The 22211-nt window shown below is 73.0% G+C and carries 20 protein-coding genes; 8 read left to right on the top strand and 12 right to left on the bottom strand.

Translation table 11 applies throughout. The features are described 5' to 3' along the window. Nucleotides 1-21 precede the first annotated feature (21 nt). Nucleotides 22-798 (top strand): AAA family ATPase, encoded by a 777-nt coding sequence (locus tag AB0B35_RS06510; RefSeq protein WP_361041490.1) that lies wholly within the window; start codon nt 22-24, stop codon nt 796-798. Here the strand turns inward: AB0B35_RS06510 and AB0B35_RS06505 are convergent. After that, entirely contained in the window at nt 795-1460 is a 666-nt protein-coding gene (locus AB0B35_RS06505) for a 50S ribosomal protein L11 methyltransferase (protein WP_361041487.1), read from the bottom strand. The genes AB0B35_RS06510 and AB0B35_RS06505 overlap by 4 nt on opposite strands. Before the next feature lie 188 nt (nt 1461-1648). Between AB0B35_RS06505 and AB0B35_RS06500 the strand changes: the two genes are divergently transcribed. Continuing rightward, on the top strand, nt 1649-1852 hold the full coding sequence (locus tag AB0B35_RS06500; RefSeq protein ID WP_144124622.1) for a cold-shock protein: 204 nt from the start codon (nt 1649-1651) through the stop codon (nt 1850-1852). A 70-nt stretch (nt 1853-1922) separates the two neighbouring features. Here the strand turns inward: AB0B35_RS06500 and lon are convergent, their stop codons facing one another. From lon to thrS, 3 genes are all read right to left on the bottom strand, one after another. Next, nucleotides 1923-4274 carry an endopeptidase La gene (gene lon, locus AB0B35_RS06495; RefSeq protein WP_361041483.1) on the bottom strand — a complete coding sequence of 784 codons (2352 nt, stop codon included), beginning with the start codon at nt 4272-4274 and terminating at the stop codon, nt 1923-1925. Nucleotides 4275-4540: 266 nt separating this feature from the next. Next, a complete protein-coding gene (locus AB0B35_RS06490) occupies nt 4541-5353 on the bottom strand; it encodes a hypothetical protein (RefSeq protein WP_361041480.1) in 813 nt (270 codons plus the stop codon). A gap of 495 nt (nt 5354-5848) precedes the next feature. Beyond that, a complete protein-coding gene (thrS, locus tag AB0B35_RS06485) occupies nt 5849-7285 on the bottom strand; it encodes a threonine--tRNA ligase (protein WP_361041478.1) in 1437 nt (478 codons plus the stop codon). A gap of 60 nt (nt 7286-7345) precedes the next feature. On the opposite strand from thrS, the gene AB0B35_RS06480 reads away from it, so the two are divergent. Further along, nucleotides 7346-7732 (top strand): DUF1992 domain-containing protein, encoded by a 387-nt coding sequence (locus tag AB0B35_RS06480; RefSeq protein ID WP_361041475.1) that lies wholly within the window; start codon nt 7346-7348, stop codon nt 7730-7732. Nucleotides 7733-7814: 82 nt separating this feature from the next. Here the strand turns inward: AB0B35_RS06480 and AB0B35_RS06475 are convergent, their stop codons facing one another. The 4 genes from AB0B35_RS06475 to AB0B35_RS06460 all read right to left on the bottom strand — a co-directional run bounded on the left by AB0B35_RS06475 (nt 7815) and on the right by AB0B35_RS06460 (nt 14498). Next, nucleotides 7815-9365 carry an alpha/beta hydrolase gene (locus AB0B35_RS06475; protein WP_361041472.1) on the bottom strand — a complete coding sequence of 517 codons (1551 nt, stop codon included), beginning with the start codon at nt 9363-9365 and terminating at the stop codon, nt 7815-7817. Between the two features lie 10 nt (nt 9366-9375). After that, entirely contained in the window at nt 9376-10650 is a 1275-nt protein-coding gene (locus tag AB0B35_RS06470; protein WP_361041469.1) for an arginine deiminase, read from the bottom strand. A 198-nt stretch (nt 10651-10848) separates the two neighbouring features. Then, nucleotides 10849-12768 carry a GH25 family lysozyme gene (locus tag AB0B35_RS06465; RefSeq protein ID WP_361041466.1) on the bottom strand — a complete coding sequence of 640 codons (1920 nt, stop codon included), beginning with the start codon at nt 12766-12768 and terminating at the stop codon, nt 10849-10851. Between the two features lie 8 nt (nt 12769-12776). Then, nucleotides 12777-14498: a hypothetical protein gene (locus AB0B35_RS06460; RefSeq protein ID WP_361041462.1), complete on the bottom strand. Its 1722-nt coding sequence runs from the start codon at nt 14496-14498 to the stop codon at nt 12777-12779. A gap of 189 nt (nt 14499-14687) precedes the next feature. On the opposite strand from AB0B35_RS06460, the gene AB0B35_RS06455 reads away from it, so the two are divergent. Beyond that, nucleotides 14688-15014 (top strand): plasmid stabilization protein, encoded by a 327-nt coding sequence (locus AB0B35_RS06455; RefSeq protein WP_360541308.1) that lies wholly within the window; start codon nt 14688-14690, stop codon nt 15012-15014. Between the two features lie 13 nt (nt 15015-15027). Here AB0B35_RS06455 and AB0B35_RS06450 read toward each other — a convergent pair whose 3' ends face one another. After that, nucleotides 15028-15252, bottom strand: coding sequence for a hypothetical protein (locus AB0B35_RS06450; protein WP_361041459.1), 225 nt, complete (start codon nt 15250-15252; stop codon nt 15028-15030). 137 nt (nt 15253-15389) lie between these two features. Between AB0B35_RS06450 and AB0B35_RS06445 the strand changes: the two genes are divergently transcribed. The 3 genes from AB0B35_RS06445 to AB0B35_RS06435 are packed head-to-tail and all read left to right on the top strand — an operon-like array spanning nt 15390 to nt 16476. Beyond that, complete coding sequence (locus AB0B35_RS06445) at nt 15390-15719, top strand: DUF2795 domain-containing protein (RefSeq protein WP_361041456.1); 330 nt, start codon at nt 15390-15392, stop codon at nt 15717-15719. A 60-nt stretch (nt 15720-15779) separates the two neighbouring features. Further along, on the top strand, nt 15780-16178 hold the full coding sequence (locus AB0B35_RS06440) for a hypothetical protein (protein WP_361041453.1): 399 nt from the start codon (nt 15780-15782) through the stop codon (nt 16176-16178). 55 nt (nt 16179-16233) lie between these two features. Further along, nucleotides 16234-16476: a hypothetical protein gene (locus AB0B35_RS06435; RefSeq protein WP_203699214.1), complete on the top strand. Its 243-nt coding sequence runs from the start codon at nt 16234-16236 to the stop codon at nt 16474-16476. Nucleotides 16477-16480: 4 nt separating this feature from the next. Here the strand turns inward: AB0B35_RS06435 and AB0B35_RS06430 are convergent, their stop codons facing one another. The 3 genes from AB0B35_RS06430 to AB0B35_RS06420 form a co-directional block, all read right to left on the bottom strand. Next, nucleotides 16481-18064, bottom strand: coding sequence for an HAD-IIIA family hydrolase (locus AB0B35_RS06430; RefSeq protein WP_361041451.1), 1584 nt, complete (start codon nt 18062-18064; stop codon nt 16481-16483). A 182-nt stretch (nt 18065-18246) separates the two neighbouring features. Then, nucleotides 18247-19200, bottom strand: a complete 954-nt coding sequence (locus tag AB0B35_RS06425) for an anti-sigma factor RsbA family regulatory protein (RefSeq protein ID WP_361041448.1) — start codon at nt 19198-19200, stop codon at nt 18247-18249. A 145-nt stretch (nt 19201-19345) separates the two neighbouring features. Beyond that, nucleotides 19346-20947, bottom strand: a complete 1602-nt coding sequence (locus AB0B35_RS06420; RefSeq protein ID WP_361041445.1) for a GAF domain-containing SpoIIE family protein phosphatase — start codon at nt 20945-20947, stop codon at nt 19346-19348. 206 nt (nt 20948-21153) lie between these two features. On the opposite strand from AB0B35_RS06420, the gene AB0B35_RS06415 reads away from it, so the two are divergent. Next, a partial coding sequence (locus AB0B35_RS06415) for a HAMP domain-containing protein (RefSeq protein WP_361041587.1) occupies nt 21154-22211 on the top strand: 1058 nt, incomplete at its 3' end.

Genomic DNA, 22211 nt, shown 5'->3' with positions numbered 1-22211 from the left:
TCGCGGCGTTACCGTCGGGGGATGGCGAAGGCGGGCGGCGGGTTCCTGCGCTGGGTGGAGCTGGACGACGACGGCGCGGACGCGGGGGCGTACCCGTTCTCGCTGCCGGTGGTGGCGGGGCTGCGCAAGGCCGGGCGGCTGGAGCTGGACCCGAAGGTGACGTTCCTGGTCGGCGACAACGGCACCGGCAAGTCGACCCTGATCGAGGCGATCGCGGTGGCGGCCGGGTTCAACCCCGAGGGCGGCTCGCAGAACTTCCACTTCGCCACCCGGGCCAGCGAGTCCGTGCTCGGCGAGCACCTGACGCTGGTGCGCGGGCTGCGCAAGCCGCGCACCGGGTTCTTCCTGCGGGCGGAGTCGTTCTACAACGTCGCCACCGAGATCGAGCGCCTGGACGTGCAGGGCTCCTACGGCGGGCGCAACCTGCACGAGCGCTCGCACGGCGAGTCGTTCCTGGACCTGGTCACGCACCGGTTCGGACCGCAGGGGCTGTACCTGCTGGACGAGCCGGAGGCGGCGCTGTCGGTGTACGGCTGCCTGGCCGTCATCGCCCGGATCCAGGAACTGGCCGCGCAGGGCTCGCAGTTCGTCATAGCCACCCACTCGCCGATCCTGCCGGCCGTGCCGGGGGCGCGCATCCTGCAGCTGGACAGCGGCGGCGGGATCACCCCCGTCGGGTTCGACGAGGCCGAGCCGGTCGCGCTGACCCGCTCGTTCCTCGCCGAGCCGCAGGTGTACCTGCACCACCTGCTGTCCGAGGCGGACCCGGGCGACCGGCGGGGCGGCGCGGCGGGCTAACCGCCGAGCTGGAACACGTTGATCCGGCTGAGCTGCGCGTCGATGAAGGTCAGCGCGCTCTCGGCGTCGTAGCTGGCCACCTGGACCAGTTCCGTGGTGGGCAGGAAGGCGCGGCCGGGGTCGCCGACCAGGACCCGCGCGCCGCGGGCGGCGGCCCGGCGCAGGAACGGCAGCACCCGGGCGGCCATCTCGTCGCTGTAGAAGACGTCGCCGGCCAGCACGAGGTCGGCGTCGCCGCCGTCGCCGTCGAGCAGGTCGCCCTGTCGGCCTGTCACGGTCACCCCGTTGGCCCGCGCGTTGAGCGCGACCGCGGCGATGGCGTACGGATCGATGTCGTTGGCGGTCACCGTGGCCGCCCCGGCCAGCCCGGCCGCGATCCCGGCGAGGCCGGAGCCCGCGGCGAGGTCGAGCACCCGGCGTCCGCGCGCCACCTCGGGGTGGTCGAGCACGTACCGGGCGACGCCCTGCCCGCCGGCCCAGGCCGAGGCCCAGTACGGGGTGGGCATGGCGCGTCCCGCCTCGGCTTCCATCCGGGCCCACCACACGATCGCGTCGACCGCGAGGTGCAGGCGGATCTCGGGCACGAGGGGCACCTGGGTCAGGCTGAGCCGGTCGAGTCCGTCGCTCTGCGCCGGTAGCGTTTTGTCCTGAAGGTCATGCATTGCGTAATCAACGCGACCTGTCACTGGCCCAGCATGCCCGATCCGGCGCTCGATCGGTTGCAGAATCGCCCTGTTCGTCGGCAAAAGTCATCCTTCCCGTGCATGGCGCGCTAGGGTCAGCGGTTGTGGGGCAATAGCCGCGCCGCGCAGTGCGGTGCGGGGCAGTCGACGGCCCCTGAGAGGGATTCATGGCAACCGGCACCGTCAAGTGGTTCAACGCTGAGAAGGGCTTCGGCTTCATCGAGCAGGACGGCGGGGGTGCGGACGTGTTCGTCCACTACTCCGCCATCTCCGGTGGCGGCTACCGCGAGCTCCAAGAGGGCCAGCAGGTCGAGTTCGAGGTCACCCAGGGCCAGAAGGGCCCGCAGGCGGCCAACGTCCACCCGCTCTGATCAGTGCAGCAAAGGGCGTCCCCGCCACCGTACAGGTGGCGGGGACGCCCTTTCCGTTCACCCCCGAACGTCACGCCCCGGCCAGGGCGGGCTCGGCCGGAGTGACCGGACCCGTCTGCACCGCCTCCGGCTCGGCCGGCCGCAGGGCCAGCGCCAGCACGTCGGCGACATCGGACAGCACGTGGATCGTCAGACCCTCGCGCACGTCCGCCGGAACGTCGTCCAGATCGGGCTCGTTGCGGGCCGGGATGATCACCTCGGTGAGGCCCGCCCGGTGCGCCGCCAGCAGCTTCTGCTTGACGCCGCCGATGGGCAGCACCCGCCCGTTCAGGGTGACCTCGCCGGTCATCCCGAACTCCGGCCGGACCGGACGTCCGGACGCCAGCGACGCCAGGGCGGTGACCATGGTGATGCCGGCACTCGGGCCGTCCTTGGGCACCGCGCCCGCGGGCACGTGCAGGTGGATCCGCCGCCCGGCCAGCGCGTTGGGGTCCAGCCCCAGCTGGCGGCCGTGCGAGCGCAGGTACGACAGCGCGATGTGCGCCGACTCCTTCATCACGTCGCCGAGCTGGCCGGTCAGGGTCAGCCCCGGCTCACCGTCCATCGAGGTCGCCTCGATGAACAGCACGTCGCCACCGGCGCCGGTGACCGCGAGTCCGGTCGCGACACCGGGCGTCGCCGTACGCTCGGCCGACTCCGGCGTGAACCGGGGACGGCCCAGGAACTCCCTGAGGTTGCCGTTGTCGACCTGCACCTGCCCGCTGTCGCTCGCCTGCTTGACGGCGACCTTGCGCAGGATGCGGGCCAGGGCGCGCTCCAGCTGGCGTACGCCCGCCTCGCGGGTGTGCTCGGCGGCGATCGCGCCCAGCGCGCCGTCGCTGATCGACACCTCGTCGGCGGTCAGGCCGGCCCGGTCGAGCTGCCGCGGCAGCAGGTGGTCCCGGGCGATGGCGACCTTCTCCTGCTCGGTGTAGCCGTCCAGGGTGACCAGCTCCATCCGGTCCAGCAGCGGGCCGGGGACGGTCTCCACCACGTTCGCGGTGGCCAGGAACAGCACGTCGGACAGGTCGAGGTCGACCTCCAGGTAGTGGTCCCGGAAGGTGTGGTTCTGCGCCGGGTCGAGGACCTCCAGCAGGGCCGCGGCCGGGTCGCCGGCGTACCCCGCGGAGATCTTGTCGACCTCGTCCAGCAGCACCACCGGGTTCATCGAACCCGCCTCGCGCAGCGCACGGACCAGGCGGCCCGGCAGCGCGCCGACGTAGGTGCGCCGGTGGCCGCGGATCTCCGCCTCGTCGCGCACGCCGCCCAGCGACACCCGGACGAACTTGCGCCCGAGCGCCCGCGCGACCGACTCGCCGAGGCTGGTCTTGCCCACCCCGGGCGGACCGGCCAGGGCCAGCACCGCGCCGGAGCCACGTCCGCCGACCTTGTCCAGGTTGCGGGCCGCGCGGCGGTTGCGCACCGCCAGGTACTCCAGGATGCGGTCCTTGACGTCGTCGAGGCCCGCGTGGTCGGCGTCCAGCACCGCCCGCGCCGCGGCGAGGTCGGTGTTGTCGTCGGTACGCACGTTCCACGGCATCTCCAGCACCGTGTCCAGCCAGGTGCGGATCCAGCTCGTCTCCGGGGAGGCGTCGCTGGCGCGCTCCAGCTTGCCGACCTCCCGCAGCGCCGCTTCCCGGACCTTCTCGGGCAGGTCGGCGGCCTCCACCCGGGACCGGTAGTCGGCCGAGCCCTCGGGCTCGTCCTCACCCAGCTCCTTGCGGATCGCGGCCAGCTGCTGGCGCAGCAGGAACTCGCGCTGGGACTTCTCCAGCCCCTCGCGCACCTCGCTGTTGATCTTCTCGGAGACCTCCTGCTCGGCAGCGTGCTCGCGCGCCCAGCCGACCAGCAGCTCCAGCCGCGCCGTCACGTCCGGCGAGCCGAGCAGCTCCACCTTCTGCGCCAGCGTCAGCCACGGGGCGTACCCGGCCGAGTCGGCCAGCTCGCTGAGGTCGGTCATCCGCTCGACGGCGTCGATGATCTGCCACGCGCCGCGCTGCTGCAGCTCGGCGGTGACCAGCGCCTTGTACTCGCGGGCCAGCTCCTTGGCGCGGCCGGCCGGTTCCGGCTCGGTGACCAGGGTCGCCTCGACCCACAGCGCCGCGCCCGGTCCGGGCACGCCGGAGCCGATGCGGGCACGGGTGACACCGCGCAGCACGGCGGCGCGCTCCCCGCTGGGGAGGCGGCCGACCTTCTCGATCACCGCGGTCACGCCGTACGTGCCGTACTCGCCGTCCAGCCGCGGCACGGCCAGCACGGTCTTGTCACCGGACGCCCGCGCCGCGTCGATCGCGGCCTGGGTGTCCGGCTGGAGCGCCACCGCCACCACGTTGCCGGGCAGCAGAACGGCGTCGTCCAGGGGAAGAACGGGGAGTGTGGTCATCGTCGACACCTGCCATTCTGAACTTGAGTCTTACCCACTCAAGTCCAGGACGACCTTGGTTGTTCCCTCAACCAACCCGTGTGACCCACGCCACTCTACCCGGGTGGGCCCGCTCAAGATCGTCCGACTTGCCTGGCAGTCGTGCGTATCTGAAGCGGCTTACGCACAGGTGCCTGGCAAGTCGGACGATCAAGGGCCGCGCGGCGGTCGGGGCCGCGTGCCCCGATCGGATCGCGGTCTCGACGTGGCCAACTTCGGGACGCGGGTCAGCAATTCCCGCGGGGGATGTACAGCGGGCGGTCGGTCTCCTCGGCCGCGTGGGCGGACGCCGCCGCGCCGACGAGCGTGGCCTCCGCGTGACTCGCCGAGGCGGGCGACGGGACCACGGGCGTGGCGGTCTCGGGCGCGGAGTGGATCTCGGGTCCGCCCTGGACCTCGGATTCGGCCCGGACCTCGGATTCGGCCTGGACCGGGGACGCGGCGGCCGGTTCGGGACGCGCGTCGGCCTCGGCCGTGGGGCTGACCTCGTTGATCGAGTGAGTCTCGGACACCGCGTCGGTCTCGGTCGTGCTCGCGGCGGGGGAGACGGTCGCTTCCGCCGCGCCGGCCCCGGCCATCATCGCGGCGAACTCGTCGGCCTCGGAGTGCCCGGTGGCGGGCTGAGCGGCGGGCAGTGCCGCACCGTACGCCTCGGCGCTCAGGATCCCGGTGGGCTTCGGGGCGAGCAGGCCGACGGCCAGGCCGGTGATCACGGGCATCACCGCGTACGAGGAGGCGACGTCGGAGAAGTAGACGTCCAGCCCGATGTTGAACGCGCCGCCCAGGTAGAGGCCCAGGTCACCGGCGGTGGTGACGGCGGCCCAGACGAGCCCGACGAGCACGCCCTCGGGGCCTGCCGCCGTCGGACGCTTGCGCAGGTAGCGGATGGCGAAGCCGAGCACCAGCGCGACCATCGTGGTCAGCTTGATCGACTCGTACAGAGCCTCGTGCTTGCCCTCGGCGGGCAGCAGGATCAGCGAGATGCCGACCATGCCCAGCCACACCGCCAGTCCGTACCCGAGCACGCGCGACGACCTCATGGGCGATTCCTCCTCGAAAGCGGGGTTCCTACCCTGCTAACCGCGCGGAGCGTGTCGAGGTCGCTACCACCGAACCCGCGGCCGGCAGCGTCATCGCGGCCAGCCCGCCCCGCATGACACCGGGACCGGCGGTGAGCAGCCACGTCAGCAGCGCCGGAGCGAGCGCCATGCCGATGCCCGTGGAGAGCTGGAAACGCGACAGTGCCCGGCCGAGGGAACCCTCAGGTGCGCCCGCGATGACCAGGACGGTGGCGCTTCCCGCGTACAGGATCTCCCCGGCGGTGAAGACGACGGCGCACAGCGCGATCGTGAGCGGCCCGGTGTCGCCGCCGAGCGTCCCGGCACCCCAGAAGCACCCGGCACCTCGCGGTGCTGCGCAAGGCCGGCCTGGTCGAGGTGAGCCGCCGCGGCCGCTACGTGCTCTGCCGGCTCAACCTCGCGGCCCGCGCCCGCCTCGGCGCGGACTTCGTCGAGGCGGCGCTGCGCTGAGGCCGGCTACGGAGCCAGCTCCCGCGACCGGGCCGCGACCGCGCCCCCGACAAGGTCCAGGGCCTGGGCGTACGGTATCGGCGGCAGCTGCCGCCCGTCGCGCAGCCGCAGCGACACCTCACCCGCCTCGGCCTCCCGGGACCCGATGACGGCCAGGTACGGCACCTTGCGCTGCGACGCCTCCCGGATGCGCAGCCCGAGCGACCCGTCGAGGCTCAGCGAAGCCCGCAGCCCGGCGCGTAGCGCCTGCTCGGCGAAAGACCGGGCCGACCCGTCCTGGGCCTCGCCGACCGGGGCGACGGCCAGTTGCACGGGGGCGTACCAGGCCGGGAACGCGCCCTGGTGCACCTCCAGCAGGTGCGCCATCAGCCGCTCCATGCTGCCGACGATGCTGCGGTGCACCATGACCGGCCGGGCCGGGCTGCCGTCGCGGTCGGTGTACGACAGGTCGAAGCGCTCCGGCTGCGCGAAGTCCACCTGGACGGTGGCCAGGGTCGACTCCCGCCCGGCCAGGTCCCGCACCTGGATGTCGATCTTCGGCCCGTAGAACGCGGCCTCGCCCGGCGCCTCCTCGAACGGCACCCCGGCCCGCACCAGCGCGTCGCGCAGCAGCGCCTCCGCCCGCGCCCAGTCGGCGTCCGCGCCGAGGTAGCCCGCGCCCGGCCCGCGCAGCGACAGCCGGTAGCCGTCGGCGGCGAAGCCGAGCGCCGGATGGATCCGCGCGCACATGGCCAGGACCAGCGCGACCTCCGCGCCGACCTGGTCGAGGGAGCAGAACACGTGCGCGTCGTTGAGCGAGATCGCCCGCACCCTGCTCAGTCCGCCGACGACGCCGGAACGCTCGGCGCGGTACATGCCGCCCAGCTCGGCGATGCGGACCGGCAGCTCGCGGTAGGAGCGGCCGCGCGAGCCGAACACCATCGCGTGGTGCGGGCACAGGCTCGGGCGCAGCATCAGCGCCTCGGGGTCGTCGTGGGCCGCGTCGGGGTCGTCGGACATCGCGGGGAACATGTCGTCCGCGAACTTCGCCAGGTGCCCGGACCTGGCGAACATCTGGCGTTTGGCCAGCGGCGGGGAGTACACGTGCTGGTATCCGGCGAGGCGCTCCTCCTCGCGCACGTACTCCTCGATGGCGTGGCGGGCGGCGGCGCCGGCGGGCAGCCACAGCGGCAGCCCCGCGCCGATCATGGGGTCGGAGTGGTAGATCTCAAGGTCGCGGCCGAGGCGGCGGTGGTCCTTCACGGTGTGCTCCTGGAGTGAGACGGCCGGGGCACACGTGGGGCGGACACGCGTCGGCCCCGGGGCGTGTGCCCCGGGGCCGACGGTCGACTGAAAGATCAGCAGGTCAACGCGTACGAGCGCCGGGACGTCCCGGCGTCGTCGTGCTGGCGAGGTGCTGATGCATGGACAGGACGTTACCGCGGCCGGCCCGCCCGGGGGCAAGCGATTTCCGTCACCGAGCTAAATTCGGGGCAAGGGAGTCGATCGCCCGGAGGTGGCACGGTGCAGCACTGGTACGAGTCGAGCATCGATCGGCAGATCCGTGAGGCGGCCGAGCGCGGCGAGTTCGACGACCTGCCCGGCACGGGCAAGCCGCTGCCCGGGGCGGGGGAGGTGCTGCCCGACGACTGGTGGCTGCGCGACCTGGTCCAGCGGGAGAACCTGTCCGCGGCCATCCCGGCGACGCTGCTGCTGCGCCGCGACATCGAGGACCTGCCCGACACGGTCGCGAAGAAGAACTCCGAGCAGGCCGTCCGCGCCTACGTCGCCGACCTCAACACCCGCATCGCCCGCGCCCACCGCGGCGAACTCGCCGGCCCCGCCATCGCCCTGGCCCTCGTAGACGCCGACGACGCCGTCCGCCAGTGGCGATCCCGCCGCACCCGCTGACCTGAGGCAAGGAAGGGCACCTTCACATCGCTATACGTTGTGGAAGGTGCCCTTCCTTACCGTCGGCCGGGGTCGGAGCCGGTCAGCCGAAGGGCTGCTGGTCGGGTTCGCAGATGGTGCCGGGTGGGGGCGTGACCAGGTCGACGAGGTAGCGCACGCGGGCCTGGTCGAGGCACACGCTGGGGACCTGGTAGCTCGGGTGGCCGTAGCCGTTCAGGGTGAGCAGCACGGCGTCGCCGAGCCGCCGCTGGGCGGCCTGCGCGTTGCGGTACGGGGTGCCGGCGTCGTACCGCGCGCCGACCAGCAGGACGGGGGTCTCGGTCGGCGCGTTCCACGGCCCGGCGTAGCGTCCGGCGGGGTCGGCGGGCCAGTTCGCGGCGCACGGCGCCCACAGCCACCAGCCCAGCACGGTGCCCCACAACCTGCCCGCGTCGGTGAAGCGTGCCATCTCCTCGGGCCACTGCGACACCGGCGTGCGGGCCGCGCCGTCCACGCAGCTGATCGCCGCAGACGTGGTCGCCCCGTGGAACGCGAGCGGGCTCTGCATCTGCCGGGCCGTGGTCAGCAGCGCCGACGCGTCGCCGGCGGCGGCCGCGTCGAGGTCCGCCGCGAACTGGGGCCAGGTCAGCGGCAGCCGCAGCGGGTTGAACGTGGCCACCTGCAGGTCGCCGTAGCTCAACGCGCCGGGCGGGTCCGCGTGCGGGGCCGGGATCGGTGCGCGGCGGGCCCTGGCGAAGAGCATCTCGACGCGTTCGGTGACCGGCTCGCCGTGCCCGGCCAGCGCGCACCGGCTGGGCGCGGCCTGCTGGCACAGCTTGAGGAACTGCGCGAAGACCTCGTCGGCCGAGGACACGTTGTTGGCGGTGCGCGTCTCGGCGCTGGTGGTGTAGTCGACCGCGTCGACGATGCCGTCGAGCATCATCGCCCGGGTCCGGTCCGGGAACAGGTTGAGGTAGGTCTGGCCGATCATCGAGCCGTACGACAGGCCGGTGTAGGTGAGCAGCCGGTCGCCGACCAGCTCACGCAGCGCGTCGAGGTCGCGGGCGGTGTCGGCGGTGGAGATGTGCGACAGCAGCTTGCCGCTGACCTCGCCGCACCGCCGGGCCAGTTCGATGGCCTTGACCTGGTATGCCGCGGACTCGGCCTGGGTGGACGGGATCGTCACGCCCTGCCAGAACCGGGCCTCGTCGGCCTCACTGGTGAAGCACCGCACGGGAGAGCTGCCGTAGGTGCCGCGCGGGTCCCAGCCCACGATGTCGAAGCGGCCGCCGCCCCACGCGTCGAAGTCCTCGCCGCCGCCGCGTACCAGCTCGACGCCGCTCTGGCCGGGGCCGCCCGGGTTCATGAACATCGAGCCGATGCGCTCCTGCGGGCGACTCGCCAGGTGGCGGATCACCGCCAGTTCGATGCGCTGCCCGTCCGGCTCGGCCCAGTCCAGCGGCACCGGCACCTTGGCGCACTCGAAGCTCTTGTCCAGCCCTTCGCAGGCGGTCCACGCGACACCGGGCTGGGCGCGTCCCGGGCCGGGCGTCGGTGCCGCCACCTGCTGCGTGGTCGCGCAGGCGGCGGCCAGGAAGGCCACCGCGACGACCGCGGCCACGCGGACGCGCAGCCGGCCGCCCCTGACGATCATGATCCCGCGGTCAGGCATCGCGCAGCAGGGGGCAGGTCATGCAGTGGCCGCCGCCGCGGCCCTTGCCGATCTCGAAGCCGTCGATCTCGACGACCTCGATGCCCGCCTCGCGGTACCGGCGGTTGCTGTAGACGTTCTTCGAGTACGCCACGACCACGCCGGGCGACAGCGCGACCACGTTGTTGGCGCAGTCCCACTGCTCGCGCTCCTGCTGGGCCTCGTCGCCGCCGGTGGTGATGACCCGCAGGTCCTTCTCGTGGGACAGCCCGATGGCGTGCGCGACGGCGGCCAGGAAGCTGTCCTCGGCGGTGACGTCGAGCGTGGCGGCCTTGTCGCCGGGCCGGATGCTGTACGCCGTGGTGCCGTCGATCACCTTCGGGTAGACGGTGACCGTGTCGCGGTCCATGAAGGTGAACACCACGTCCAGGTGCATGAACTGGCGTTTGCGTTCCAGCCGCACCGCGATGACGCGTTCGGCCGCGCCCTTGGCGAACAGCCGCTGCGCCAGGATCTCCACCATCTGCGGGGTCGTGCGCTCGCTGATGCCGATCAGGACGGTGCGGTTGCCGACCGGCATCACGTCGCCGCCCTCGATCGAGGACCGCCCGAAGGACTGTATGTCGAACTCGTCGTGCTCGTCCTTGCCCGCATCCGGGAACCAGAAGTTGATCTTCTCTTGCCGGAACATCGGGTGGAAGCGGTACACCGTGCCCAGGTTGACGGTCTCCAGCTGGCGCGAGGGCCAGTACATCGGGTTCAGCGAGACGCCCTCGTAGATCCAGCACGAGGTGTCGCGGGTGAACAGGTGGTTGGGCAGCGGCGGCAGGATGAACGACGAGCCGACCGTGGTCGCCACGGCCAGCGAGCGCGCGGCCAGCCGGTCGTCGTCGGCGAAGCGCATCAGCTCGGCCCGGGTCACCCCGCCGGTGAGGTGCGTGGCGAGCGTCTTCGGGTCCATGTTGGCCAGCGCCTCGCGCACCGCGTCCACCATGGCCGGACCGACCGTGTAGGGGCTGACGGTGTGCCCGATGACCCACTCCCGCGCCTCGGTTGAGGCCAATGCCTCGGTGAGCAGGTCGTGCAACAGGAACACCTCGACGTCGCGGGCCCGCAGCTCGGCGACGAACTGGTCGTGCTCCTGCTGCGCCCGCTCCACCCAGAGCACGTCGTCGAACAGCAGCTCACCCCGGTTGGACGGGGTCAGCCGGCGCAGCGCCAGGTCGGGCCGGTGCACCAGCACCTTGCGCAGCCTGCCGACCTCCGAGTGGACTCCGAATCCGGTCATCGCGCGCTCCTTCGCCGCAGCCCTCCTGCCGCCCCCGCCGCAGCCCGCCCACCGCCCTTGCCGCTGACCCGAATGCTACGTCCGTTTCACGTCCTTCGCGCCCGATCACCGATTCGCGAAACGGTGCCAGAAGCGAAGGAAGGGCACCTTCCACAACGCTCCGCGTTGTAGAAAGTGCCCTTCCCCTCAGGCGAGGGATCAGGGCCGAGGTCCGGTGCGGGTGACCGGGTGGTGCCCGCTCGGCTTCGGCGACGCGGCCGGGCGGCTCGGCGACGGGCTGGGCGCGGCGACCGGGGCGAGGCTCGGCGCATGGCTCACGGCCGGGCTCGGCGCGGCGGCCGGGGTCCGGCTCGGCGACGGGCTCGGCGCGGCCGACGGGGTGCGGCTGGGCGACGGGCGGGCGGCCGCGGCCGCGTCCGACGGCGACGGTGACACGCTCGGCGAGACGCCGGGCGACGGCGTCGCCGACGGGGCCGGGTTGGCGGCAGGGGCAGCGGGCACGGCCGCCGTCCCGCCGTACGTGAAGGTCACCTCGACCGCGGAGCCGCCGGTCAGGCTGTTGGTCAGCTGCCAGACCAGCCCGGCGTCACCCGAGGCGTCGATCACGCCCGGGGTGAAGACCTTGTCGCCGTTCCAGTCGCCGACCAGCGGCACCGTGTACACCGCGCCGAAGCCGATGTGCACCTGCGTCGGCCCGCCCGTGGTCACGTTGCTCAGGTAGTAGTCGTGGCGCTCGCCGTCCATGTCGACGGTGCCGGGGGTGAAGGTGCGGTTGCCGTCCCAGTCGCCGACGATCGGCGTCTTGGCGGCGTCGCCGTACTCGAACTCGACCTCGGTCAGCGGCTTTTCCACCGTGTTGGTGAGTTTCCACTGGTGCAGCTTGCCGCCGCTGTCCACCGTGCCGGGCGTGAACGTGCCGTTGCCGTCCCAGTCGCCGACCACCGGGATGTCCTCGATGTCGCCGAAGCCGGTGTGGATGTCGGCGGGCCCGCTGCGGAAGCCGTTGGCCAGGTAGAAGTCCCGGCGCTTGCCCTCGGCGTCGACCGTGCCCGGGGTGTAGGTGCCGTTGCCGTCCCAGTCGCCGACGAGAGGAGTCTTCTCCGCGTCGCCGTAGGTGAAGTCGAGCGCTGGGTCGGGGGTGCCGTCGAGGGTGTTGGACAGCCGCCAGCGCCACGTGTCGCCCTCGGCGCTGACCAGGCCCGGCGTCATGGTGCCGTTGCCGTCCCAGTCGCCGACGACGGGCCGGGGCAGTGGCCCGGCCGGGTTGGCGGCCAGCGCGTTGAGGTCGGCCATGGTGCCGTTGAAGACGTTCTGGTCACCGGGCAGCTTGCCGTGGTTGGCGTACTGCCACAGCGTCCACCGGTCCCAGCCGGCGGGCAGCCCGCGCACCTTGTCGGTGTAGCTGGAGATGAACAGGTAGTGGTCGCCGAAGTCGGCGTTCTTCCCGGTGCACGGGTTCCACCAGTTCGGATTCGTGTAGATCATCGTGGCGCTGCCGGTGCGCTCGCGTACCCGCTGGGTGAAGTCGCGGATGAAGCGGACCAGCTCGCTCTTGGACTTGCCCCAGCACGGACCCGGCGCGACGAGCTTGCCGCCCAGCTTGTACGGCCACTCGATGTCCAGCATCGGCGGCAGGGAGCGCCCGTCGTTGCGGTACTGCGCCCGGTCGAGGAAGAAGTCGGCCTGGGTGCGCCCGTTGGTCTTGTCCGGCCGGGCGAAGTGGTACGCCCCGAAGAGGATGCCGTTCTTGCGCGCGCCGCTGTAGTTGTCCTTGAACGAGGCGTCGACGTAGTGCACGCCCTCGGTCACCTTGGCGTAGACGAACTTCGCGCCCTTGTCGGCGACCTTGTCCCAGTTGATGGTCCCCTGGTGGTGCGACACGTCGATGCCGGTGACGGGATAGCCACCGGGCGCGGCCGCCAGCACCCGGGCCGCCGCGGGCGGGATCAGGTCCGCCGGGGTGCCCGCGCCCGCCCAGCCGTCGGTGACCGGCCTGCCGTCGGGCCCGAGTGGATCACCAGGTGGTGCGGCCCCGGCCGGCAGCGCGGTCAGGGACAGGAACAGCCCGGCCGCGGCCAGGACGGCGCGGCGGGCTGCGGCGGTGCGGTGACGGTTCACGGCTCTCCTCAGTGCAGAACGGTGGGCTGGTCCAGCAGGGGCCCGCCGGGTGGCGGAGCGAGCTCGGCCACGGCGCTCGCCGACGGCTCCGGCGATGCGCTGGGCGTCGGCCCGGCCACCGCGCCCGGAGCCGCCGGGAACGCCGGTCCTGGGGCTGTCGGGCTCGGGCCTGGGCCGGACGCCGCCGACGGGCTGGCAAGGCCGGGTGCGGGCCCCACGGGCAGGGGCGAGCCGGTCGGCTGCGAGCCGGGTAGGGCGGCATCGGGGGACGGAGTGCCCGCCACGTCGGGGGACGGGCTCACGTCGGGCCGGGGCCTGGGCACGACGCTTGGCGAAGGCGTCGGGCCGCCGGGTTCGCCCGGGGCCGCCGGGGTTCCGGCGTACGGGAAAACGGCGTCGGCGATCCCGCTGGCCAGCGCGTTGGACAGCCGCCACTCGTGGCCCGCGCCCGGGTCGGCGACACCGGGCGTGACGAACCCGTCGCCGTCCCAGTCGCCGGTCACCGGCAGCTGCGCCACCTCACCGAACGACACCTCGGTGTCGGTCGCCGGGTCGTCGAGGCTGTTCGTGAACTCCCAGTTCCGGTGCTCGCCGGCGGCGTCGACGACGCCGGGCGTGCTCACCCGGTCGCCGTTCCAGTCGCCGACGACCGGCACCTTGTCCACGTCGCCGAACCCGACGTGCACGTCGTGGTCGCCGCCGGTCAGGCTGTTGGCGAGGTACCAGTCGCGCACGTCGCCCTCGGCGTCGACCACGCCGGGCGTGAAAGTGCCGTTGCCGTCCCAGTCGCCGACGACCGGGGCCTTCTCCACGTCGCCGTAGCCGACCCGCACGTCCGGTTCGCCACCGCGCAGCGAGTTGGACAGGTACCAGTCGTGGTGGTCGCCGGTCAGGTCGACGGTGCCGGGGGTCCACCGGCCGTCGCCGTCCCAGTCGCCGACGATGGGCAGCTTGCGCACGTCGCCGAAGAGGAAGTCGGCGTCGGTCGTCGCGCCCCGCGGGTCGTCGGACAGCCGCCAGCGCCACGTCTCGCCCTCGGGCCGGGCGGCTCCGGCGGTGACCCGTCCGTCGCCGTCCCAGTCGCCGGCCACCGGATACCAGACCGCCTCGTTCTCGATGACGTTGCGGTAGCGGTACGACCGGTACCTGTCCTCGTTGTAGCCCGAGTCCGACCAGGTGCGGTGCTTGACCGAGGGCGGCGTCTGCTCGTACATCACGAAGTCGCCGCCGGGCTCGTCGACCCAGCGCTCGAACAGCACCACGTGCGAGCCGTCCCTCGGCCGGGACTTGTTGTGGTAGAGCAGCATGTCGCCGGGGCGCATGTCGTCGAAGTCGACGCGCTCGCCGACCTGGTGCAGGTCGCCGGTCCAGTGGTTGCGGCCCAGTTCCCAGGCCATCGAGACGTATCCGGAACAGTCGGTGCGCCACCCCTTGCGGAACTTCAGCTGGCTGTAGCCGACCTGCGCGTCGGCCCAGATCGCGGCGCGGGCGAGGATCTGCATGCGGGTGATCGGGCGGCCGAGCCCGCGGGCGGGGCCGGCCAGGCCGTCGGGCTGCAGCGGCATGCCCTGCGCGTCGACGCCCTGTGGGCGCAGCATGTCGGGGTCGTCGGCGCCGTCGGGCACCGCCGCCGCGGGTGCGGCCAGCGCGAGTGCCGCGACGGCCGCGAGCAGGCCGGCGGCGGCCCGGTGCAGCGGACCCCGGTGGCGTGGCGCGCCCCGCTCCCGCATGCATCTGCCGGTCGAGGCACCCCCGTGCTCCGCGCATGATCCGCAATCCCGCATGCCGTGTCAACGAGCGGTGCCGGACGGCCGTTGCGCCTGCTCCGGCGTGCCGTGGCGCGATCTTCCAGGGGTGTCCGGCGTTTCGCTCCGCGAGGCCGCGGGCATGCGTACAGCAAGGGCGAGAGGAGGGCGATCATGCCGCAGCAGGCCTGGAGCGCCAAGCGTGAACGCCAGTACGAGCACATCAAGGCCAGCGCCGAGGAGCGGGGCAAGTCCGAGGACGTGGCCGAGGAGATCGCCGCGCGCACCGTCAACAAGGAACGGGCTCGCGCCGGTGAGGCCAAGCAGGCCAGCGCGCTGTCGAAGAAGGACATCTCCTCGGGCCGGCGCGGCGGGCTGCGGTCGCACCGCGGCGAGGGCGGCCGCACTCGCGACCAGCTCTACGAGGAGGCGAAGAAGAAGAACGTCAAGGGCCGCTCGACCATGACCAAGGCCGAGCTGCAGCGCGCCGTCGACCGCTGAGGGCGGGCACCGCTCAGAACGAGGGCGGGGTGATCACCGCGTGGGTGTGCAGCGCGTCGAGCACCTCGTCCTGGGCGTACTCACCCTCGGGCAGCGTGTCGATGGACAGGTGCACGTCCGAGGGCATGTCCTCGGCCATGGCGCGGCGGCGCAGCTCGGCGACGCTGAGCCGCTCCTCCCCGATGAACAGCGTGTCCAGCAGCGTCTCCAGCATCTCGCCGGACGTTTGCTCGGTCATCGCCCCGCCTCCTCCCGTGTGCGATCCGGCCGCGGTCCTACCCAGTGTCCGCCTCGTCGCACCGCCGCGCGGCCTATCCGTCGGGACAAATCGGGTGAAGACGTTTCAGTTCCCCGGCTCGCGGGAATCGGGGCGGTATGACGCACACACCGTATGGCAGCAGGCAAGCCGTCGACCCGATCGAGGACGACCTCGACCCGCGGTCCTGGGACACGCCGGGCCGCGACGGCATCGTGGGCGACGACGAGCGTGACCCCGATCGTCGCGAGCTGCGCGCCCGCATCGGCCAGCACGTGTCGCTGGCGACCTTCCCCGCCACCGCCGAGCAGCTGGTCGAGCTGGCGCGCCGCGGGGACGCCCCCGACGAGGTGCTCGACGAACTGGGCACGCTGGAGCCGGAGCGCAGCTTCGCGAACGCCCGGGAGCTGTGGCAGGCCCTCGACCTGGAGGTCGAGGTCCGCTTCTGAGGCAGGACCGCGCGGCCCGAACGCCCGCGCGGACGCGCTCCGGCGTGATGAGGTCATGACATGGCCGAGGAGAACGGCACGGGGCTGGTGCCCGGGATCGACGATCCCGGGCCGATCGGCGCGGTGCGCGAGGGTATGCACGTCCTCGACAGCACCGGGGCCGAGCTGGGCACCGTGCAGGACGTCAAGATCGGTGACGGGGCCGCGATCACCGCGGACGGCCAGCGGATGAGCGAATCGGTGAGCCTGTTCGGGCGGATCGTGCAGGAGGCGGCCGGTCCGGAGCCGGATGTGGAGCAGGAGCTCGCCGAACTGCTGCTGCGCGAGGGCTACGTGAAGATCAAGAGTCGGATGCCGCTGCGGCGGGCGCATTACGCAGGCGCCGCCCAGATCGCCGGTGTGCGCGACGGGGTGGTGACCCTGAACGTGCCGGCCGACCACCTCGCCGCCGAGGTGTGAGCCGGCACGGCCCGCGGCCTTGCGGGCGGACGTCGATCGAAGGGAGTCGGTTCGGGTGGACAGGATCGCCGCGAAGTTCGTGCACGGCGCCGCCGAGGTAACCCGGGAGATCGAGGTGGACTCGGCCGTCGATCCACCGGAGACGTACTCGATCTGGCTGCCGGTCGGGCTGGAGCCGGGCCGGGACCGCTGGGCCGGGGACGACCCGTGGGAGGCCGTGTACGTGCGCGAGGCCAATCCCGCCGGCGAACCGGCCTGGATCTACCGGTTCCGGGCGCTGGTCGACCCGGAGGAGTGAGCGGTCACGGCCTGGTCCGGGCCAGCAGCTCCACGGCGGCGACGACCTCGGCCGGGTCGATCTCGCCCAGGCAGGGGTGACCGGGCTGGGCGCAGGTGAGAGCGCGGGTGTCGCGGCACGGCGCGTCGGGGTCGCCCAGCCGTACATGCGGGACGCCGTGCGGGCCCCACCGGGCGAACGGCACCGTCGGCGCGAACATGCTCACCACCGGGGTGCCGACCGCCGCGGCCAGGTGCGCCGGGCCGGTGTTGCCGACGACCAGGCACGCCGAGCCCGCCAGCAGCCGGCCCAGTGCGGCCAGGTCGGTCTGCCCGCCCAGGTCGCCCGCCACGTCACCGGCGACCTCGGCGGTCAGCTCGGTCTCGTCGGGCCCGCCGGTGACCAGCACCTCCCGGCCGGAGCGCGCCAGTTCCCGCACGATCTCGACCGCGACCTTGCGCGGCAGCCCGCGGGCCGAGGCGCTCGCGCCGGGATGCACGACGACCCGGCCGGTGCGGGTCCCGTTGGCCGCCAGCACGGTACGCAGCCGGCCGTCGTCGGCGTCGGGCAGCCGATAGCCGGCCGCGGCGGCCAGCGACAAGGCCCGGTGCGCCTCGGGCAGGTCGTCGGGCGCCCGGTGGCGTACGTCGAGCAGCGAACCGGGGTAGTCCTCGCAGATCGCGCTGATCCGGCCGACGCCGGCCAGCCGCAGCAGGAGCGCGGTGGGCAGCGGCGACTGGGCGGAGGAGGTGAAGATGACGGCCTCGTCGATCTGCCAGCAGCGCACCGTGTCGATGAGGCCGTCGACGGCCGACCGGTCGACCGGAGCCGGGTCGCGCTCGGCCCACGGGGTGCACCACTCCAGGACCCGGGTCACGCCGGGCAGCAGCCGTCCCGCTGGCACGCCGGGCGGGCCGGTGAGCAGGGACACCGTATGGGCCCGCGCGGCCAGCGCCCGGAGCGCGGGGCCGGTGAGCAGCACGTCCCCGGCCGAGCCGGCGCGCACCGCGAGCACGTTGCCGGGCTCGTCGGCCCCCGCCGGACCCGGGCGCAGCAGCTGTCGCCGGTCGAGGACCCACTCGGCCGCGGCGAGCAGGCTCGGCGCGCGGTAGGGGGCCGCGGCGGCTTCGGCGACGCAGGTCTGCCCGGTGGGCACCAGCAGGCCGGTCGCGCCTGCCGCGGCGGCGGCCTGCAGGTCGGTGCCGAGGTCGCCGACCATGACGCAGCGATGCGGGCTGATCCCGAGGTGGTGAGCCGCGGCGGTGATCAGGCCGGGCGCCGGTTTGCGGCAGGCGCACCCGTCGGCGGGGGTGTGCCAGCAGGTCTGCCAGGTGTCGAACGGGCCCAGCAGCTGCTCGATGCGGGCGTCGACCGCCTCCGCCTGCGCCCGGGTGACGAACCCGAAGCCCACGGCGGACTGGTGCGACACGACGCCGATCCGCAGGCCGGCGTCGCGCAGCAGGTCCAGCGCGGCGCGTACGCCGGGCATCGGCACGACCAGGTCGGGGTCGCTGATCCGGGGCACCTCGCGGATCAGGGTGTTGTCGCGGTCGAACAGGACCGCGTCGAACATTCCGGTGAAGCCGCCGTCGATCTCAGCTCTGCGCACCCCGCGGCCTTACCCTGTCCGGAATACCCCAAACATCTAGCAGCGTAGTTTCCATCATGTATGCCGTAACCATCCTTTTTCCGGGATGGAGACACTGGTCTAGCAGCCTAGGAAGATCTAGCGGTGGTGATCACGCGCACGATGGCCGACGAGGCAGGGGACAGCCTGGTCGGGGGCCGCAGTCAGGTGTTGATGCCGAGGCGCACGGTGCAGCCGTCGGGCGTCGCGTCGACGGTCAGGTCGTCGCTCATCTGGCGGGCCAGCCACAGGCCCATGCCGCCCGCGCCGACCGCCCGGTCCGTCGGCACGTAACCGCTGTACGCGCTGAAGCAGTGCCCGCCGTCGGACACCGAGCACAGCGCCCGCACGCCGTCGGACCACAACCTCACCCGCACCGGGGGCGCGCCGTGCAGGATCGCGTTCGTGGCGACCTCGCTGACCGCCAGCACGAAGCCCTGCACCGCGTACGCGGACATGCCGTCGTCGAGCAGCGCCTGCTCGACCGCCGCCCGCAGCGCCGCCAGGTCGTGCGGCTCGGCCACGTCCAGCCGGGGCGGGCTGTCCTCCAGGGGGTCGCGCCAGCGCATACTCGCGGCGCCGAGCAGGGTCGCCGCGTCGAGGTAACCGGCGCTGGGCACCCGGCCGCCGCCGGCGAGCAGGTGGGAGTGGCTGCTCTCGCCGGCGCGCAGGATCTCCGGCGGGACCCGGCGGCGGTCGTACAGGCACAGGTTCCAGACCGGGTAGTCGGCCAGGGCCTGTCCCAGCGCGGCGTCGAACCGCGCCCACTCCCACTGCCCGCTGGGCCGGGACCCGAAGTCGATCTCCGTCACCACGCGGACGCGGCCGCTGCCGCGCTGCCGCTCGCGCTCGGCGAGGTCGCGGTAGGCGGTCAGGGCCGCCACGGTGCCGCCGTACACGTCCTCGCGGCGCAGCTCGGCGACCGGGTGATCACCGAGCGCGTCGCGCAGCCGGGCCGCGTTGTCGGGGTGGCAGATCAGCACCACGCTGTCCCCGGCGGACGCGCCCTCACGCAGGTAAGGCACGACCGCGTCGAGCAGCTGGTCGTCGTCCTGGTACTGCAGGGCGTCGTGACGGCTGACCGCGTCGGAGTGCCCTGCGAGCGCCGTTGCGTCCACCGTGGTCCTTCCCGAGCCCGTGCCGCGCTCGTCGCCTTGCTCCGCCGAGCCGGACATTAATGCTATTCCCCCGCGTAGGCAGGGCCGGACGCCGCCGTCGCGGCGCTGCGGGCGTGCTGCGCGCACCTGCGGAAACGGTGCGTTCTCAGCGCTCCGCGTCGTTGCGGACCGCCATGATGGCCATGTCGTCGCGGGGTGGATCGACGGAGAAGTCCACCGCCGCGGTGCGCAGCCGGGCGGCGATGACGTCGGCGGGGTGCCCGGCCAGGTAGGTCAGGCGCTGCGCGAGCCGCTGGGTGCCGAAGAACTCGTGGCCGTTGCGGCGTTCGGTGACGCCGTCGGTGAAGAAGACCAGGGTCTCGCCGGGTTTCAGCACGAGCCGGGCCGGTGGGCAGGTCACCGGGGAGACCAGGCCGAGTGCGGTGCCCCAGCGGCCGGCCGAGGAGACGCGGCCGTCGGCGTGCAGCACCAGCGGCCGGTCGTGGCCGGCCAGGTGCAGCGAGACCTCGACGTCGGGGCCGCCGCTGCGGGTGTCGAAGGCGGCCAGGGCGAGCGTGCAGTAGCGCTCGCTGCGTTCGCTGAGGGTCTCGTTGAGGGTGGTGAGCACGGACTGCAGTGGCCGGCCGTCCTTGACCAGGACCCGGATGACCTCGCGGATGAGCCCGGTGACGGCGGCGGCGTGCACGCCCTTGCCGGACACGTCGCCGACCATCACCAGCCAGCGGCCGTCGGGCATCGCCATGATGTCGTACAGGTCGCCGCCGACCTCGACGCCGCGGCCCGCAGGCACGTACTCCGCGCCGATGCCCAGGCCCTGGATGGTCGGCAGTTTCGCAGGCAGCAGCGCCTGCTGCAGGGTGTGCGAGACGTTCTGCCGCTCCTCGTGGATGCGGGCGTTGTCCATGGCCAGCGCGCAGCGCCGGGCGACCTCCTCGGCGACGGGGATCTCGTCGGGGTCGCGCGGGGAGTCGGTGTCGCGGCCGATGCTGAGCACGCCGAGCCACTCACCGCGGGCGAACAGCGGCACGGCGATTCCCGACAGGGAGGTCGGCAGGGGGACGTTCTTCCCGGCCAGCAGCGCGTCGGCCACCGGTGGGGCGAGCAGCGAACGGCTGAGGTCGTCGCTGACGGCGTCGAGCCAGGGGCTGAGGGCCTCGTCGGCGTGGGCGGCGGCGGCGGGTTCGAGGCGGCGTCCGGGGGTGGCCCGGTGCAGGGTGCACCAGGTGCCGAGGCGGGGCACGACGAGGCGGGGGATCAGCGCCAGGGTGAGCGTGAGGTCGAGGGACTGGGCGAGCAGTTCGCTGACCTCGGCGAGGAAGGCCAGGGAGGTCTGCCGGCGGCGGTCGCTGTCGCGCAGGCGCTGGTGTTCCAGGGTCATGCCGAGCCGCTGTACGGCCAGACGGGTGAGGGTCTGCGCCTGCGGGGTGTCGGGGGCGTCCAGGCGTAGCTCCGCCGACCAGGGCAGGCTCACCGGCACGCTGATGCGGCGGGCGGCCGAGGCCGGGTGCAGGCGCTTGCCCTGGGCGGCCAGCAGTTGCGCGCCGGCGCCGTCGCCGCGGTCGAGCCAGACGGCGCTGCCGGTGGCGGAGGTGTGCTCGGCGAGGGTGCGCAGCAGGTTCCCGGCGAAGCCGTGGGCCGCGCCCGCCTCATCGGCGGTGGTGGCCACACCCAGCAGCGCATCGACAGCGGTCAGGGGCCCTGCGGTGGGGTGGGGGGAGTGCTCCTGGTCCGGAGCGCGGTTCGGCACCCTTGTAGTGTCCGCCGTTCGGCGTCGGGTTTCCAGCGCGGGGCCTGCTGCCGCGTGCCGCTGGCTCGCATCCGGGGGCCGTACGGACGATGATGAAGCGTGCGCCGCGACGGTGCGGCGCGGCGATGGGCCATAGGGCGAGTGTCGGCCATCGAGGGGAGTGGGTCCTGGTGACGGCGAATCGGACGACCGCACAGCGCGCGCGGGTGGATGACGACGACGCGCGGTGGCACGAGGTCGCGGCGGCGCTGCGGGCGGTGCGCAATGGTGACTTCAAGGTGCGGCTGTCGCGGGGGTCCGGCATCGCCGGGGAGGTCGCCGACGCCTTCAACGAGGTCGTGACGATGCAGGAGCAGCGCAACCGGGAGTTCCTGCGCATCTCCCGGGTCGTCGGCCGGGAGGGCCGGGTCACCGAGCGCCTGGACGAGGAGGCGTACGAGGGGGCGTGGGCCGACGGGGTTCGCGCGGTCAACAGCCTGATGGACGACCTGGGCCGGCCGACCGCCGAGATCGCGCGGGTGATCGTGGCCGTCGCCGAGGGCGACCTGAGCCAGCACATGACCCTCGACATCGACGGGCGGCCGTTGCGGGGCGAGTTCCTCACCATCGGCCGGACCGTCAACCGGATGGTCGACCAGCTGTCGTCGTTCGCCGACGAGGTGACGCGTGTCGCCCGTGAGGTCGGCACGGAGGGCAAGCTCGGCGGTCAGGCCGACGTGCGGGGCGTGTCGGGCACGTGGCGTGACCTGACCGACAACGTGAACTTCATGGCGTCGAACCTGACCGCGCAGGTGCGGTCGATCTCGCAGGTGACGACGGCGATCGCGCAGGGCGACCTGTCGCAGAAGATCGCCATCTCGGCGCAGGGCGAGGTGGCCGACCTCGCCGACACGATCAACTCGCTGACCGACACGCTGCGGGTGTTCGCCGAGCAGGTGACCCGGGTCGCGCGTGAGGTCGGCACGGAGGGCAAGCTCGGCGGCCAGGCCGAGGTGCCGAACGTGGCCGGCACCTGGAAGGACCTCACCGACGCGGTGAACTACATGGCGTCGAACCTGACCGCGCAGGTCCGCAACATCGCGCAGGTCGCCACCGCGGTGGCCCGGGGTGACCTGTCGCAGAAGATCGCGGTGGCGGCGCAGGGCGAGATCCTGGAGCTCAAGGACGTCGTCAACACGATGGTGGACCAGCTCAGTTCGTTCGCCGACGAGGTGACCCGTGTTGCCCGTGAGGTGGGTTCGGAGGGCAAGCTCGGCGGTCAGGC

Origin of the sequence: Catellatospora sp. NPDC049133 (assembly GCF_040648455.1) — a bacterium.
Classification (GTDB): domain Bacteria; phylum Actinomycetota; class Actinomycetes; order Mycobacteriales; family Micromonosporaceae; genus Catellatospora; species Catellatospora aurea.
Note: the sequence above shows the minus strand (reverse complement) of the source record. Positions and strands in the feature narration are given on the sequence as shown.

Coding starts and splice junctions, on each gene's coding strand:
- AB0B35_RS06505 (WP_361041487.1), bottom strand. CDS start 1,460: ATGCATGACCTTCAGGACAAAACGCTACCGGCGCAGAGCGACGGACTC.
- AB0B35_RS06490 (WP_361041480.1), bottom strand. CDS start 5,353: ATGAGGTCGTCGCGCGTGCTCGGGTACGGACTGGCGGTGTGGCTGGGC.
- AB0B35_RS06450 (WP_361041459.1), bottom strand. CDS start 15,252: ATGACCGAGCAAACGTCCGGCGAGATGCTGGAGACGCTGCTGGACACG.
- lon (WP_361041483.1), bottom strand. CDS start 4,274: ATGACCACACTCCCCGTTCTTCCCCTGGACGACGCCGTTCTGCTGCCC.
- AB0B35_RS06460 (WP_361041462.1), bottom strand. CDS start 14,498: ATGCGGGAGCGGGGCGCGCCACGCCACCGGGGTCCGCTGCACCGGGCC.
- AB0B35_RS06475 (WP_361041472.1), bottom strand. CDS start 9,365: ATGATCGTCAGGGGCGGCCGGCTGCGCGTCCGCGTGGCCGCGGTCGTC.
- AB0B35_RS06440 (WP_361041453.1), top strand. CDS start 15,780: ATGGCCGAGGAGAACGGCACGGGGCTGGTGCCCGGGATCGACGATCCC.
- AB0B35_RS06510 (WP_361041490.1), top strand. CDS start 22: ATGGCGAAGGCGGGCGGCGGGTTCCTGCGCTGGGTGGAGCTGGACGAC.
- AB0B35_RS06500 (WP_144124622.1), top strand. CDS start 1,649: ATGGCAACCGGCACCGTCAAGTGGTTCAACGCTGAGAAGGGCTTCGGC.
- AB0B35_RS06445 (WP_361041456.1), top strand. CDS start 15,390: ATGACGCACACACCGTATGGCAGCAGGCAAGCCGTCGACCCGATCGAG.
- AB0B35_RS06470 (WP_361041469.1), bottom strand. CDS start 10,650: ATGACCGGATTCGGAGTCCACTCGGAGGTCGGCAGGCTGCGCAAGGTG.
- AB0B35_RS06455 (WP_360541308.1), top strand. CDS start 14,688: ATGCCGCAGCAGGCCTGGAGCGCCAAGCGTGAACGCCAGTACGAGCAC.